Source organism: Streptomyces sp. NPDC002276 (genome assembly GCF_053891435.1).
The window spans coordinates 392,458-406,933 of sequence record NZ_JBSFCQ010000008.1; the positions used below are offsets into that span (position 1 = coordinate 392,458).

12 protein-coding genes are annotated in these 14,476 nt (G+C 69.5%); 2 read left to right on the forward strand and 10 right to left on the reverse strand.

The window, feature by feature from the left end; translation table 11 throughout:
- Positions 1–56: 56 nt before the first annotated feature.
- A complete protein-coding gene (locus ACWIHT_RS22895) occupies positions 57–548 on the reverse strand; it encodes a DUF4365 domain-containing protein (protein WP_456170019.1) in 492 nt (163 codons plus the stop codon).
- A gap of 51 nt (positions 549–599) precedes the next feature.
- On the opposite strand from ACWIHT_RS22895, the gene ACWIHT_RS22900 reads away from it, so the two are divergent.
- Positions 600–1,559 carry a hypothetical protein gene (locus ACWIHT_RS22900; protein ID WP_456170020.1) on the forward strand — a complete coding sequence of 320 codons (960 nt, stop codon included), beginning with the start codon at positions 600–602 and terminating at the stop codon, positions 1,557–1,559.
- Positions 1,560–2,000: 441 nt separating this feature from the next.
- On the opposite strand, the gene ACWIHT_RS22905 is transcribed toward ACWIHT_RS22900, so the two are convergent.
- From ACWIHT_RS22905 to ACWIHT_RS22930, 6 genes are all read right to left on the reverse strand, one after another.
- Complete coding sequence (locus ACWIHT_RS22905; protein WP_456170021.1) at positions 2,001–2,756, reverse strand: ABC transporter permease; 756 nt, start codon at positions 2,754–2,756, stop codon at positions 2,001–2,003.
- Positions 2,757–2,767: 11 nt separating this feature from the next.
- Positions 2,768–3,793, reverse strand: coding sequence for an ATP-binding cassette domain-containing protein (locus ACWIHT_RS22910; RefSeq protein WP_456170022.1), 1,026 nt, complete (start codon positions 3,791–3,793; stop codon positions 2,768–2,770).
- Positions 3,790–4,437, reverse strand: a complete 648-nt coding sequence (locus ACWIHT_RS22915) for a PadR family transcriptional regulator (protein WP_456170023.1) — start codon at positions 4,435–4,437, stop codon at positions 3,790–3,792. Before ACWIHT_RS22915 ends, ACWIHT_RS22910 begins: the two co-directional genes overlap by 4 nt.
- A gap of 75 nt (positions 4,438–4,512) precedes the next feature.
- Positions 4,513–6,969, reverse strand: a complete 2,457-nt coding sequence (locus tag ACWIHT_RS22920; RefSeq protein WP_456170024.1) for an excinuclease ABC subunit UvrA — start codon at positions 6,967–6,969, stop codon at positions 4,513–4,515.
- Between the two features lie 48 nt (positions 6,970–7,017).
- Positions 7,018–8,565: an FAD-dependent monooxygenase gene (locus ACWIHT_RS22925; protein ID WP_456170025.1), complete on the reverse strand. Its 1,548-nt coding sequence runs from the start codon at positions 8,563–8,565 to the stop codon at positions 7,018–7,020.
- Entirely contained in the window at positions 8,562–9,740 is a 1,179-nt protein-coding gene (locus tag ACWIHT_RS22930; RefSeq protein WP_456170026.1) for a nucleotide disphospho-sugar-binding domain-containing protein, read from the reverse strand. Before ACWIHT_RS22930 ends, ACWIHT_RS22925 begins: the two co-directional genes overlap by 4 nt.
- Before the next feature lie 214 nt (positions 9,741–9,954).
- Here ACWIHT_RS22930 and ACWIHT_RS22935 point away from each other — a divergent pair, with 214 nt between their 5' ends.
- Positions 9,955–11,094: a glycosyltransferase gene (locus tag ACWIHT_RS22935; RefSeq protein WP_456170027.1), complete on the forward strand. Its 1,140-nt coding sequence runs from the start codon at positions 9,955–9,957 to the stop codon at positions 11,092–11,094.
- 59 nt (positions 11,095–11,153) lie between these two features.
- On the opposite strand, the gene mtmMI is transcribed toward ACWIHT_RS22935, so the two are convergent.
- Genes mtmMI through ACWIHT_RS22950 form a run of 3 tightly spaced genes read right to left on the reverse strand, consistent with a single transcriptional unit; the run spans position 11,154 to position 14,462 of the window.
- Positions 11,154–12,191, reverse strand: coding sequence for a demethylpremithracinone o-methyltransferase (gene mtmMI / locus ACWIHT_RS22940; RefSeq protein WP_456170028.1), 1,038 nt, complete (start codon positions 12,189–12,191; stop codon positions 11,154–11,156).
- Positions 12,192–12,230: 39 nt separating this feature from the next.
- A complete protein-coding gene (locus ACWIHT_RS22945; RefSeq protein ID WP_456170029.1) occupies positions 12,231–13,259 on the reverse strand; it encodes a methyltransferase in 1,029 nt (342 codons plus the stop codon).
- Between the two features lie 12 nt (positions 13,260–13,271).
- Positions 13,272–14,462 carry a nucleotide disphospho-sugar-binding domain-containing protein gene (locus tag ACWIHT_RS22950; protein WP_456170030.1) on the reverse strand — a complete coding sequence of 397 codons (1,191 nt, stop codon included), beginning with the start codon at positions 14,460–14,462 and terminating at the stop codon, positions 13,272–13,274.
- Positions 14,463–14,476: the final 14 nt, after the last annotated feature.

Sequence of the window (14,476 nt, forward strand, 5' to 3'; positions counted from 1 at the left end):
GTGCGGTGAGTCGATCGGGGTCGACGCGCCAGAGATCGAGATCAGTCGACGAAAGGTCAGTCATGGAGTGGCTCACCCCTCTCGATCTTTCCCATCATGGCGGTCAGCGCTTGAGCGTCAAACAAATTGGCGGTGGGAACTCTCACGGAGGGCTTCTGGACGTCGGGGACTTCATACCCCTCCAGGCAGATCCAGTAGCAAGCCTGCTTGACAGCGAGATGGGAGTGCCGGACATCTGTCCAGTCGGCCTGGCCCGGCGGCACGGCCATGACGATCAGCACTGCCTTCACCGTTCGTCGTGGCGCGGCGAGCCGGCTCATGTACTCCCGCTTGTTGAAGCGGTAGCTGAAGTCCTCCGCGTCCGGGCTGGGCGCCACCATCGTGGTGCTCTTGAGCTGGACATAGAAGCTGGTTTCTTCCCCCGCAGGGTCTGTGGACGGACGCACGAGCATGGCGTCCATGCCGAACATGTCTCGTTCCTGCCTGATGAACAGGCAGCCTGCGGTCGCGGCGACACTCTGCACGTAGCCCTCCTGGAGCTGCTCCATGCAGGACGTGAAGGGCCTTCGCCTTCAGCGGAACGCCGTAGCTTGTTCGCCATGCCAAGCGTGCCGACGGATCCCGCTCCGTTTCTGTCCACGATCACGACCGCCAGTTCAGCCCTTGTCGCCATCGTGGGAGGCCTTCTCGTCGCCAGGTTCGTGACTCTGGGGTCCGAGCAGGAGGGCGCCCAGCGTGTGCTGGTCGATGCCGAGGCACGACTCGCGGTAGTGAAGACCCGAGCAGAGAAGGCGCACAGGAAGCGGCTGCACTTCGACCTTGACTACTTCTTCAGCAGAGAGGTGATCGTGGCTGTCAGTAACGGTGTCGTTGATGCTGCTGGACTGCGCGAGGTGGGCCGGTATTCGGTTCTGACGGACGCAGAGATCGAGAACCATGCCGCTGTGGTAGCGGAGGAGTTGTCACGAGCCGAGGAGACCTGCAGGGCGTTGTTGTCCTCCGACGGGATGCCTGAGCCCACCGGTTGGGAGGACTTCCGGCGGACCCACCCCGAGCTTCAGATCGAGATCGAGGAAGCGTGGGAGATCAAGTTCGCGGTACTCACCCTGCCTCCTGTCAGGAGCCGGAACCTGCCCGGCCTCGGTTCTGGTCGTCTTCCTTCGATGCTGACCAGCGCGAGTCTGTCTGACGCGGTGATCTTGCGGCGCGGCATGCGACGAGATGCTCTAAAAGCCCAGGAAGAGCGGTCGCAGCAACAACTGGAAGATCTTGAGGGCGAGGTTGCGCGGCTGAGGCAGGCTCGGGAAGCCATCGTCAGACCGAAGGGACTCGCCCTCGGCCTTGTCATCCTGATTTTCTTCACGGTGGTCGGTGTGGCCGTGCCGCTGTTCATCATGAGTACGGCGCCGAAGGACCTGACCAGCACGATGGCGGATACCGTCTTCAGCTTGTTCATGGCCGGGCTGGTAGCGCTGCTTTCCTACATGACAGTGCTGGCCTTGCGCCTTCAGGCGAGTGGATCCCGCGGCGGCGGACGTGGCGCCGTTTCCCGGTCGTGAGTCTCATTGGAACGGTCTCTGGCCAGGGCTGTGGGAAATGGTCACCAAGGTCGCGGGAAACGATCTCCAAGAGCCTCGGCGTAATGCCTGACCAGAGCATTCCGTCGGTTCCCCACAACCGGACACCGACGAGTGTCCTGGTAGCACCGACGAAACGGGCTCATCGTGATCACGATGAGCCCGTTTTGGTGTGCCTGGGCAGGGCGGGTGCTGTGTGACGGTGCTTACACGTATGACTGCCCGGTGGCCGGTGAGCCGCCGGGCAGTCGATCTTTGTGGTTGTTGATCTTTGGTGGGCTGCTGAAGTGTGGGCAGTTTCACTCATCGGGCTCGGTCTTTTCCGGCCCGGTGGCATAGCCCTTGGGGCTCCAGATGCCCTGTGGCTTGGTCTTGCGGCGGCGGGTGGGGCGGCGGTGAGCCCTCTTCAGGTCCGGGGAGAACTCAGGCGTTGTACTTGGCGAAGACGCGGGTACCGGCCGTCGCCGACACGACCATGAGGCCCACCACTACGGCCAGTCCGGTCAGGGCGGTGTGTGAGCCGTACTGGCCGGCGAAGAATCCGCGCATGGCCTCCACCGCGTATCGCAAGGGGTTGACGGAGCCGACGGCCTTCAGCCAGTCGGGACCGTACGAGAGGGGCAGGAGGATGCCGGACAGCAGCATCAGCGGTAGAGCGATGGCGTTGAGGACGGGCGCGAAGAGCCATTCCGAGGTCAGCTTCAGTGCCAGTGAGTAGGAGAGGAAGGCCAGGCTGACCCCGACGAGCATCATCATGGCGATGGCGGCCAGGACGCCTCCCACGGGAGCGCGCAGGCCGAACAGCAGGGCGATGAGGACGATGACGAACGACTGGACGAGCAGGGCCAGCACGTCCCAGAGCACCCGCCCCAGCAGCAGGCCGAGCCGGCTCGCCGGGGTCACCCGGAGCCGTTCCAGATAGCCGGAGCGGACATCGGGGATCAGGCCGAACCCGGCATAGCCGGTGGCGAACAGACCCAGTTGCACGAGCAGGCCGGGAATGTAGACCCGCCAGGCGGACGCGCCGCTCTCGGGCAGCATCTTGACCAGGACCGGGCCGAACAGGGCCATGTAGACGAACGGTTGGACGAGGCCGATGAGGAGGCCCATTCTCTTCTGCGCCGCGGCCGAGGCCTCGTCCCGGAAGACGATTCCCGCATCCCGGATCGTGTGCATCATGGGGATTCTCCTCAGGCGTGGACGGCGTCGGCGTCGGACTGCGGACGGCGCTCGGTCATGGTCATGAAGACGTCGTCGAGCGAGGGCCTCGCCACGCGCAGCGACTCGGCCCGGATGTGCGCGGACTCCAACTCGCGCAGCAGGTCCGCGAGGATGCGCTCGGCACCTCGGCAACTGACCGTGAGACCGCTCCCGTTCACCGTCACATCGTGGACCTCGGGGTGGGCGCCGATCAGGTCGGCGGCTCGTGCCGCTTCGCCGTCGACCTCGATCTCGATGGTGTCGTGGGCGATGGCGGACTTCAGGTTCTGCGGGCTGTCCTCGGCGATGATGCGGCCCTTGTCGATGATCAGGACCCGGTCGCAGAGGTTGTCGGCCTCGTCCAGGTAGTGGGTGCTGAGGAACACGGTGGTGCCCTGCTCGTCGCGCAGGCGGCGGATGTGCTCCCAGACGGTGTTGCGGCTTTCGGGGTCGAGGTTGGCGGTGGGCTCGTCGAGGAAGAGCAGTTTCGGTTGGTGCGCCAGACCGAGTGCCATGTCGACGCGGCGGCGCTGGCCGCCCGAGAGGGTCTGGATCACACGTTCCGCCAGGTCTTCGAGACCGAGCTGGCTGATCAGTTCGTCGGCACGGGCCTCGGCCGCGCGGCGGCTCATACCGTAGAGGCGTGCCTGTAGGACGATGTCCCGGCGGACCGGGGAACTGGGCTTGGAGCCTCCGGTCTGGGAGACGTAGCCGATGTGCATGCGGACCTTTGCCGCTTCGTGCAGGAGGTCGCAGCCGGCGATGGTGGCCGTGCCCGAACTCGGGCCGAGCAGGGTGGTGAGCATTCGCATGGTGGTCGTCTTGCCGGCACCGTTGGGGCCGAGAAAGCCGACGATCTCCCCCGCCCGCACGGTGAAGTCGACTCCTGCCACCGCCTCGACGCGGCCTTGCTTGGTGTGGAAGGTCTTGGCCAGCCCCTTGGCCTCGATCATGGGTAACGCCTCTCGTGACGGATCGTGTACGGCGCGCCGGTAGGGCGCGGATGGTGGGGTCATGCCTTCAGTCCTTCGCGTTCCCGCTTGTCCTCCTGGTCGGTCCATACCTGACGGCCTTCCTTGGTGGTCAGTTCGGGCCAGGTGAGGGTGCCGTCCTGGATCTCGTCGACGATCCTGCGGGCCCAGTCCCGCTCGGCATCGGCGATCGTCAGGGCGTAGTCGATTTCGATCACGAACAGTCGTGGCGTCTGCTGGGCCAGTACCTCGGCGTGTGCCCGGCGGGCCTGGTCGATCTCCTCGTCGAGCCGCGCGATGCGTTCTTGTAGGGCCAGGACCGCGCGTTCGGGTCCCAGGGCGCCGAGGTAGCTCACCGCGGCGAGGAAGCTGGGGTACTCCTTCACCGGCGTGCGGACGAGTTCGTCCAGCCAGCTCATGAATTCCTCGCGTCCCAGTTCGGTGTGGGCGTACACCTTGCGCTCCGGTCGGCGTCCCTCGCGCTCGGTGCTGTGCTCCGCGATCCAGCCGGCACGGGCGAGCGATTCGATGACGTCGTAGAGCGAACCGGTCTTGAGCTTGAAGCTGGTGTCCTTGTTGCGCTGCCGCAGGGTCGTGGCCATCTCGTACGGATGCATCGGCTGCTCCAGGAGCAGTCCGAGGACCGCCAGCCCGAGCAGGTTGGAGACCGGTCGTTTGGGTGTCGCCATCTTTCCACTCCTTTAGTCGGTTCCGACTATACGGCATCGACTAGATTGCGGACCGGCCGGCACGTCGGCTGATGGTCAAGCCGTGGCGGACTCCGAGCGGAGCCGCGACAGGTACTCCCCCGTAGGGCCGGAATCCGGCGCGAGAGCGTCCGGACGGCCGCAGTGCAGGATCCTGCCGCCGGCCTCTCCGCTGCCGGGCCCCAGGTCGATCAGCCAGTCCGCGGCGGCCGCGAGGTGCAGGTCGTGTTCGGCGAGCGTGACGGTGTTGCCCGCGGCGAGAAGTGCGTCGAACGCGTCGACGAGAACCTGGACATCCGCCGGGTGCAGGCCGGTGACCGGTTCGTCCAGCACGACGAGGCCGGGCTGTCGCGAGCCCTTGGTCAGAGCTGTCGCCAACTTCAGCCGCTGTGCTTCCCCGCCGGAGAGCACCGTGGCGCTCTGACCCAGCCGCAGATAGCCCAGACCCGTCTGCCGCAGAGCCGTGAGGACCGGTCGCAGCGCGGCCGTGTCGAGCACCTGGGCCGCCTCGTCGACGGTCAGGTCCAGCACCTCGTCGATGGCCAGGTCCTGGTAGGTCACCGCGAGCACATCGGGCCCGTACCGCCTGCCCTCGCAGACGTCGCAGGTGACCCAGACATCGGGCAGGAAGTTCATGTCCACCTGGCGCACGCCGTACCCGGTGCACGGCTCACAGCGGCCGCCCGGCGAGTTGAAGGAGAAGGAGGCCGCCGTCAGCCCGCGGCGCGCGGCGGCGTCGGTGGCCGCGAAGAGGTCGCGGATCAGGTTGAAGGCCTTGGTGTACGTGGCCGGGTTGGAGCGCGGGGTGCGGCCGATGGGCTCCTGGTCGACCACGGTCGTCCAGTGCAGCGGGCCCGTCCAGGTCACCCCGCCCACACCGGGTGCGGCCGTGCCGTTCAGCCGGGCCCGCACCGCGTCGGCCACGCCCTCGACGAGCAGCGTGCTCTTGCCGCTGCCGCTCACTCCGGTGAGGCAGGTCAGTGCCCCCAGCGGGATGTCGATCCGGTCGGCACGCACCGTACGCACCGTGACGTCGGTCAACGTCAGCATCCGGTCGGCACGGACCGGGCGCCGGTCACGCCGCACCCGTCCGCCGCGCAGGGCGAGGTAGTGCCCGGTCAGCGACTCGGCCGAGTCCGCCACGTCCTGTGGCGTGCCCTGGGCCACGAGCCGGCCACCGCCGCGTCCGGCCCGCGGACCGACGTCGATCACCCAGTCCGCCCGCCTGATCAGCTCGGGGTCGTGCTCGATCATGAGAACGGTGTTCCCGGCGCCGCGCAGTTCTTCGATGAGTTCGCCCAGCAGTGCCTTGTCGGCCGGGTGCAGTCCTGAGGAGGGTTCGTCGAGGATGAACGCCACGCCCGAGAGATTGGTGCACAACTGGGCTGCCACCCGGGCGCGTTGGAGCTCCCCGCCGGACAGCGTCGGGGCCGGGCGGGAGAGCTGGATGTGTCCGACGCCGAGCTGGACCAGCAGCCGCAGCCGCGCCCGCAGCGCGGGCAGTACGGCCTGGGCCGCTTCCTGCTGGGTCGGTCCGAGGGTCGCTGCCAGGTCCTCGCCCCAGCCGAGGACCTCCTGGACCGGGCTGCCGAGCAGATCGTGCAGGCGCCGCCCGCCGAGACGGACCGTACGGGCGATCGCGCCCAGGCCCGTCCCCTCGCACTCGCCGCACGGCTCGTTCCTGACGAAAGGCGCGTAGGACTCCCGGACGGCCGGGCTGGGGGCGCCGGTGTACAGCCGCTCGGCCTCGGTGACCGCTCCCGGCCAGGAACGGCTGTTGCGGACGCTGACCGCGGTGCCGCTCTTCTTCATGGTCGTCTCGTAGGCGATCTCCAGCTCCTCCTCGCCGGTGCCGTACAGCACCGCGTCCCGGAAATCCCCGGGCTGCTCCCGCCAGGGCAGGGCGAGATCCGTCCCGAACCGCCGGGCCAGCGCTGTCATCGCGGCTCGCTCGGGAGTGCGGGCCATGTCGAACCAGGGCGAGGCCCCGGCCAGCAGGGGCAGCCCCGGCTCGGTGATCAGCAGTGCCTCCTCGGCCCTGGCCCTGCCCCCGCTCCCGCGGCACTCGGGGCAACACCCCTCCGGCGCGCCGGGGTTGAACTGAGCCGCCTTCAGCACCGTCCCCAGGGCCGGGTCCCAGTCCCGGCCCAGCGGAGGCAGCCGGGCGAAGGCCAGGCCGAGGTAGTCGTTGACGCCGGTGACCGTGGCCATCGTCGACCGCGGGCTGCGGGCCGGCACGCGCTGGTCGACGGCGAGCGTGGGCGGCAGTCCGTCGATCCGGCTCACCTGAGGACGGTCCCGGGGGGTGATGAACTGGCGGACGAACGGGCTGATTCCCTCCAGATACCGCAGCTGGGCCTCGGCGTGGATGGTGTCGATCAGCAGTGAGGTCTTGCCACTGCCGCTCACCCCCGAGAACGCGACGACCTTCCCCTTGGGCACCGACACATCCAGGCCGTTCAGGTTGTGGGTGCGGGCACCGACCACCTCGATGCTGTGCTCTCCGGATCCCATGTACCCCTCCTCGGATTCCAATAGTCGGTTCCGAATATAAGGGTTCGGCTATTGTGGTTCAAGGCGATCACCGGCGGGCGGACCGAACCAGCGACCCAGCGCCGTGACCAACCCGTCGGGCGTCTCGTCCGCCGAACCGGCCCAGGCGACATAGCCGTCGGGGCGGATCAGCAGCGCCTCGGCCGACGGCTGAGCGGAGGTCACTCCGGTGATCACGGACACTCGGTCGGCCCAGGGCCGGGCCGCCTCCCGCAGCTCACCCCGTGCCGTCGGACAGATGAGCAAGGGCCTTGCCCCGCGCAGCAGTTCGGCCATCGGAGTCTCCCCGCCGGGGTGCTCGGACAGCACCAGATGACCCGCGAAACGGCCGGTCCACGGATGGGCCGCCGACGGCTCGGTCACGAACGTCGGATGGCACACGGCGGTGCCGGTGATCATTCCGGCGAAGTACCGGTTGACCTCGTCGATGCCGAGCAGTTCCTCGACGAAGCCGCGCAATGGGGTGGTGTGCTGCTCGTCCGGCCGCATCAGAGCCAGCTGCGCACGGGTGTTGAGCAGGACCCGTGCGGCGACGGGGTGGCGTTCGTCGTGGTAGGTGTCGAGCAGTTCCTCCGAACCCCACCCGCGGATCCGGCCCGCCAGCTTCCAGCCCAGGTTGATCGCGTCCTGCAAGCCGGTGTTCAGCCCCTGGCCGCCGATCGGGAAGTGCACATGCGCGGCGTCACCGGCCAGCAGCACGCGGCCGCTGCGATACTGCTCCGCCTGCCGGCTGGCGTCACCGAACCGGGACAGCCAGGTCACCGGCTCGGTGAGTTTCAACGGCGTACCCCGCACGCGTTCGACCGCGGCGTTGAGCTGATCCAGGGTCACGGGCCCCTCGGCCGCGTCCCGTTCACGCCCGTACTCGATGGCGACCACCCGGCCCGTGCCGCCCTCCGGCGGAAAGGCCAGGATCAGAATCCCGTCGGGGGTCCGCTCCCAGCGGCGTGGCACCTCGCGTTCGGGCGTGTGCACGAAGCCGATCAGAGCCGTGACGGTCGCCTCGGTGCCGGGGAAACCGATACCGGCCAGCCGGCGTACCGCACTGCGCCCGCCGTCGCAGCCGACGACATAGCGGGCCCGGACCCGGTAGGGACCCCGCGGCCCCGCCACCGTCACCTCCACGCCCTCCGGGTCCTGGCGCAGCCCGGTCACCTCGTGGCCGCGACGGAGCTCCACCCCGACCCGGTCCGCGTGCTCCGCCAGCAGTTCCTCGGTGCGTGACTGGGGGACCAGGGCGGTGTACGGGTGCCGCGTGTCCATCAGGCCGAAGTCCAGGCCCTGGCTGAAGATTCCGGCGAAGGGCAGCCCCTCGGCGAGCTGGGTCCCGTCCAGGAAGCGGTCCAGCAACCCACGCAGATCCAGCATCTCCACGGTCCTGGTGTGCAGGGCTCCCGCCCGGTCGTGCTCGGCGGGCTCGACGAGTTTTTCGAGAACCAGGGCCTCGACACCGCCGGCCCGGAGTTCCCCGGCCAGCATCAGGCCGACCGGGCCACCGCCCACCACCACGACATCCGTGGTGAAGCCGCGGTCCGCTGTGTTGTCGTTCCGCATCATGCGCCTTCCGTGATCGGTTCGGACGGTACGGAGCACCGCGCGACCAATTCCTCGAATCCGCCGGCGACCTGGGCCGGAGAAGGACGGGACAGGGTCTGTGACCGGAGGGCCGCGGCGGCGCGGGCGTACTGGTCCTCGGTGATCAGACGGCGTAGCGCCGTCTCCACCGTGTCCGGATCCGCGTCCTGAGAGTCCAGGTGCAGGCCGACCCCCGCTTCCGCCAGCCGCCCTCCGTTCAGGGCCCGTTCGAAGGTGTCGCTCACGACCAGCTGGGGCAGCCCGCGGGCGACGGCGCCCAGCGCGGTGTTGGCCCCGCCATGGTGGACGACCGCGGTGCACGAGGACAGCACCGCGTACAGCGGGACACCGGTGACCGCATGTACCCCGGGAGGAAGTTCACCCAGCCGGGGAAGGTCCTCGGCGCGCACCGCGACCACCACCTCCGTGCCGGGCCGCGCGAGCCCGTAGACCACGCGCATCAGGGGATGGCCACCCGGCACGCCGTCGGTGAAGGTCCCCCAGGTGACGCAGATCCGCTCGCGTTCGGGTGGGCCGAGCAGCCAGGCGGGCACCGTTCCGGGACGGTCCACCGGTACGAAGCGGATCGGGACTTCCGCGCCCGGCCCCAGCCGCTGCATCGGAGCGGGACAGGGGTCGATCACCAACTCCCGAGCCTCCGACGGCCACACGCTCCCGGGCACCTCGGCCGCCACCATCTCGCGTGCCCGCTCGCGCAGCCAGCCCCCCTGAGGCGTGCCGAAGACGTCCGGTCCCCACAGATGACGCAGGGTGGGTATCCCCCGGGCGGCGGCGATCGTCTCGGCGGCGAAGGACACCGGCTCGTGCACGACCGCGTGCGGTCGCCAGCGGTCGACGAGTGCCGCCAGTCCCTCGTGCATGGCCACGGCGTTCTCGGCGAACATGCGAGGGAGAGTCTCCCTCTCCCGGTAGTAGGGCTCGCCGGGAATTCCCCGCACACTCTCGCGGTGCCGCCGGGTGAAGTCCCCGTCCATGCTCACCCGCACCACGGCGAGGCCCAACGCCAGAGCGGCGGGGACCGTGTCGGCATCGCATGCCACGCGGACGTCGTGCCCGGCGGTGCGCAGGGCCCAGGCGAGCGGAACCATCGGAGCGAGGTGGGAGCTGGAGACGGACGTCACGAACAAGATGCGCATGAAAGCCCCTGATCCAGTACGACGGGAACTCGACAGACGCTAGGCGGACGCGCTGGAGGCTGACATGAGCCCGGGCGGGGCCGGTTTCTTCCAGCGTCGCTCCAGGGCGGCCCGACCCGCTCCCAGCAGGGTTCGCGCAGGGAGTGCCCGCGTCGTGGTGGCGTGGTCGACGGCCGGGGGCCGTGGCTCCCACCTGGGCTGAAGGTAGGTCACGATGAAGGTTCTGGTCTGTTCCATTCCGCTGCTCGGGCACCTCAACCCCCTGCTCCCGCTGTCTTGGGCGCTGCGCGCCGAGGGACACGAGGTACTGGTGGCCACGGACGAGGGCTTCTCCCCCCGGGTCCACGAGCGCGGACTGCCCGTCGCCGCGCTGCCGTCCGTGGAGCTGCGCGAGATGATGGCCCGCGACCGGGCCGGCCGGCCGGTTCCGCACACCCCCGAAGAGGACCGGATGTGGCGCAGCGGCCACGGCTGGGGGCGCTTGGCCGCCCGGAATCTCGACGAGACGGTCGCCGTGATGCGCCGGTGGCGACCGGACCTGGTCGTCAGCGATCCGGTGGAGTTCGCGGGCCCGCTGGCTGCCGCGCGGTTGGGCATACCCTGGATCGAGCACGGCTGGGGCATCCGGCCCAGCCCCGAGTTCGCGCTGGCCGCCGAGGAGGAACTGGAGCCCGAGATCACGCGGTTCGGGCTGCCTGGGCTCCCCGGGGCGGCCCGCGTCCTGGACACCTGCTCGCCCAGCCTCCAGCGCCCGGGCGTGCTCGGCGATCCCATGCGTCACGTATCAGTGACCGGCCCCGCCGAGTTGCCCGACTGGCTGGACGAGCCCAGGCGCCGCCCCCTGGTGTGCCTCACCTTCGGCAGTCTGCTGCCCACCCTGGCGCCGGACCGGCTGCGCGCCCTGACGACCCGGTTGCTGAACACGCTCCCCGCGCTCGGCGTGGACGTCGTCGTGGGCATGGACCCGGCGGGTGCGGCGGAGCTCCGGCCGGTGCCGCCCGGTGTGCTGTCCGTGGGCTGGCAGCCGCTGGACCAGGTCGTGCCCCGCTGTTCGGTACTCGTCCACTACGGAGCGTCCGGCATGACCATGGCCGCGATGGCCGCGGGGGTGCCCCAGGTCGTGCTGACCATCCCGATCGCCGACGCTCCGGACAACGCACAGCGCATCGAGGCGGCGGGGCTGGGTGTCGTCCGGCCCGGACTCGACCTCGATGCGGCACCGGTTCTCGATGCCTGCCGGGCGCTGCTCACGGAACCCCGCTGGAAGGCACGGGCCGCCGAGGTCGCCGCCGAGCAGCTCGACCGGCCGACACCCGGCGAGGTCGCCGTGCGGCTCGCCGCCGAGTTCGGCTGAGCCCGGCACACCGAAACGGCGGTCCCGACGTGTTCGCGGGACCGCCGTTTCGACGTGGTTCAGCCGGGCTTCCGGGCCACCAGAAGCCGGTCGTGCGTCATCGTGTCCAGCGAGATCACCTGTTCCACTTCGAAGCCGGCCCGCTGCGCCCAGGCCGAGATGTCCCGCACCCGGTACTCGGAGCCGCCGTCCAGGATGACGGAGCACACCAGGCTCTGCAGATACGCTCCCGCCTCCGAGTCGGCGTCGAGCATCGCGTCGTAGACCAGCAGCGTGCCGCCCGGCGGAAGGGCGTTGAAGGCCTGGGCCAGCAGCGTCCTGCGGGAGTCCTCGGGGTGGTCGTGCAGCACGTGCCCGAACAGGATCACGTCCGCGGCGGGCAGTGGATCACTGAAGAAGTCGCCGCCGGCGAAACCGACCCGGTCCGCCGTGCCGTGCGCCGCCATGTGCTCGTCGAAGAGCGGTTTGATCCCCGGAACGTCGAAGACCGTCCCCTTCAGATGGGGATGGTCCGTGACGAGCCGTGCCGCCAGGTTGCCGCGAGCTCCTCCGACGTCGACGAACGTCGTCCACCGGCTCCAGTCGAGGCTACGGCTCAGTTCCGCGGCCACGAACTGGTTGAAGGTGTCCATGTGATCGAGGAACCGCCGGGCCCGGTCCAGATCCGGCTGCTCGTCCACCACCGCGCCCGCGGTGATGTTCCGGCCCGAGGTGGCCTTGCCGTCGTGCAGGGCCTCGGAGAACCGGTTCCAGAGTTCGTAGTGCACCCGGCCGTGCTGGAGCACGGCGCCACCGATGTAGTGCGCGCGTCCGGGAACCAGAAAGTGGTCGGCGTGCGGGGAGTTGGCGTATGCGCCTTCGTCGCTGGTCAGCAGCCTGAGGCTGACCAGCGCGTCGAGCCAGTCGCTCACCAGGTGGGAGTGCAGCCCGCCGTGTGCCCGGATCTCCGCCTCGGTGCGGGGACCGGCGGCGAGGAACTCGAAGAGCCCCAGCTCCAACGCCGTGTGCAGGACCCGGGCCCGGGTGTAGGCGACGTTGAGCTGGAGTATCTGCCGCGCCTCGTCGAGTGAGGGTGCCTGCGGCGTGACGTTCGTCATCGGAAGCCTTTCGGTCGGCCGGAGGAAACGGGAGGCGCGTCAGAGTCGCTCGGCGAGCAGGAGACGCAGGGGTACGCCCGGCAACTGGTGCAGTTGCGGCTCCCCGAAGCCCGCGGCCGCCAGAATTTCCCGGTACGTCTCCAGCGGGTGCGATTCGCCCTCGTGGGTCAGGCTCAGCATCAGTGCCGCGAACAGGTGGGGCACCGGGTCGGAGGCCGGGTCACGGCCGTCGGCGGTGATGGCGACGATGCCGATCCGCCCGCCCGGCCGGGTCACCTGAGCCAGACGGCTCAGCATCTGCCCGGCCCGCTCGGGGGAGAAGTGGTGCAGCACATTGGTGATCAGGGAGAGGTCGTACTGGCCGCCCAACGGCACCTCGAACATGTCACCGGGGGTCAGCTCGACCCGGTCGAGAACGCCGAGGCGCTCCGCGTGTCCCCGGGAGTACTCCAGGACGTTGGCCCAGTCCACGGAACGGACGTGGGCCTGTGGGTAGCGCTGTGCCACCGTGTAGCCGTACAGGCCGTGCCCGCAGGCCACGTCCAGAATGTCCAGGCTTTCGCGGTCCGTCGCCCACTCGGCCAGCGTCTCGGCCAGCAGGTCGGCGACCGGGGGCGTGTGCGGGGTCGGATTGCGGGCCAGGTCCTCCCAGAAGCCGTACCCCGGGGTCTCGGCGTTGGTGTTCAGTATGGTGCCGCCCTGCCTGACCGCCTCGGAGAGCCGGCCCATCGCCTCCCACTCGTAACGGCTGACCGCCAGCCGCAGCAGGTCACCGAAGTAGCCCGGGCTCGACCGGACCAGGACGCGGTCGGCGCCCGGGGCCAGCCAGAAGCGCTCGCCGTCCGTCTGTAGCAGCTGGATGGCGGCGAGAGCCCGCAGCAGTACGCGGACTCCCCGCAGCGGTACGTCCAGCTCTCCGGCAACCGTCTCGGGGTCGGCCGGGCCCTTCGCCAAGGTGTCGAAGACGTTCAAGTCGAGTCCGGCGCACAGCACGCCGGCCCGGCGCACCGCCTGCGCCATGTTCATCAGGGTGAACTCGTCGACTGCTGAAACATGTGTCTCTGTCATGCTTTGTCCTCCTCAGTTGTGGGTGTGGGCGGTAGCCAGTTCGGTGAGAGCCGAGGCCACGTGGGCGGGGGTCGGCTGGGAGAGCATCTCGTCGCGCAGCCGATCCGCGGCCGTACGGATGCGCGGGTCCTCCAGCAGCCGGGTCACCGCGGCCCGGATGGCCTGCTCGTCGGCCTCCTCGCCGCGCAGATGGATGCCGGCGCCCGACTCGGCGAGCGCGGTGGAGATGTTGTCCTGGTCGGCCATGTGGGAGATGGCCAGCTGGCCCAGGCCGGCGCGGATGGCGTTCAGCACCGTCCCCGAACCTCCCTGGTGGACGATGGCATCGCACTCGTCCAGCACCAGGTGCAGAGGCGGCGACTCAAGAACGCGGACGTTGGCCGGCAGATCGCCGAGCTGGTCGCGGGAGGCGCTGTCGACGGCGACCAGGATCTCGATGTCCAGCCCGCCGAGCGCCCGGATGACACGGGGCACGAGGAACGCGCGCTCCCCGATGATCCGGGATATCGACCTGCCCCACGTGACGCAGACCCGCGGCGTGCCCTTGTCCTTCCGGCGCACTTCGGGGCCGGGCGAGGTGCCGGCGCCGTTGTACGGCACGTACTGCACCTGTAGCCGGGCGGGTGAGGCGGGCGGTTGCAGGCTGGGAGGGCAGGGATCCACCGTACGGAGCGCGGGATCGCCCTGGACATCCAGGCCGAGGGCGCGGTAGGGGTCGTAGAAGCCCGGCAGCGAGGCCAGGATCTGCTCGCTTCCCTGGGAACCGAAGAAGTCCCAGCCCCACAGGTGGCGGATCCCCGGTACACCGAGTTCCTGCGCGGCGACGAGCCCGGGTGGGCACATGGTGTCCGCGATCACCAGGTCGGGCTTCCAGTTCCGGGCCAGATCCAGCACCTGGTCGAGGTTGGCGAAGGCGGCCCGCTGCCAGGTGTCGAAGACCTGGCCCCCGTCGGCCGCCCGATCGGCGTCCTCGGGTTTCTCGCGGGCCTGCAACTCCTGGTCCAGGGTGCTGCGGCGGATCGCGACCAGGTCGACGTCGGTGCCGACCGCGGCCATGGGCAGGCCGGACCGGGTCACCAGGTCGGCCATGGAGGGCTGGGCCACGACCAGGACCTCGTGGCCCGCGGCGCGGAACGCCGAAGCCAGCGGCTGGACGATGAAGTAGTGGGTGGGCCACGGGGATGTGGCTACCAGAACACGCATGTCCTTCTCCTCCT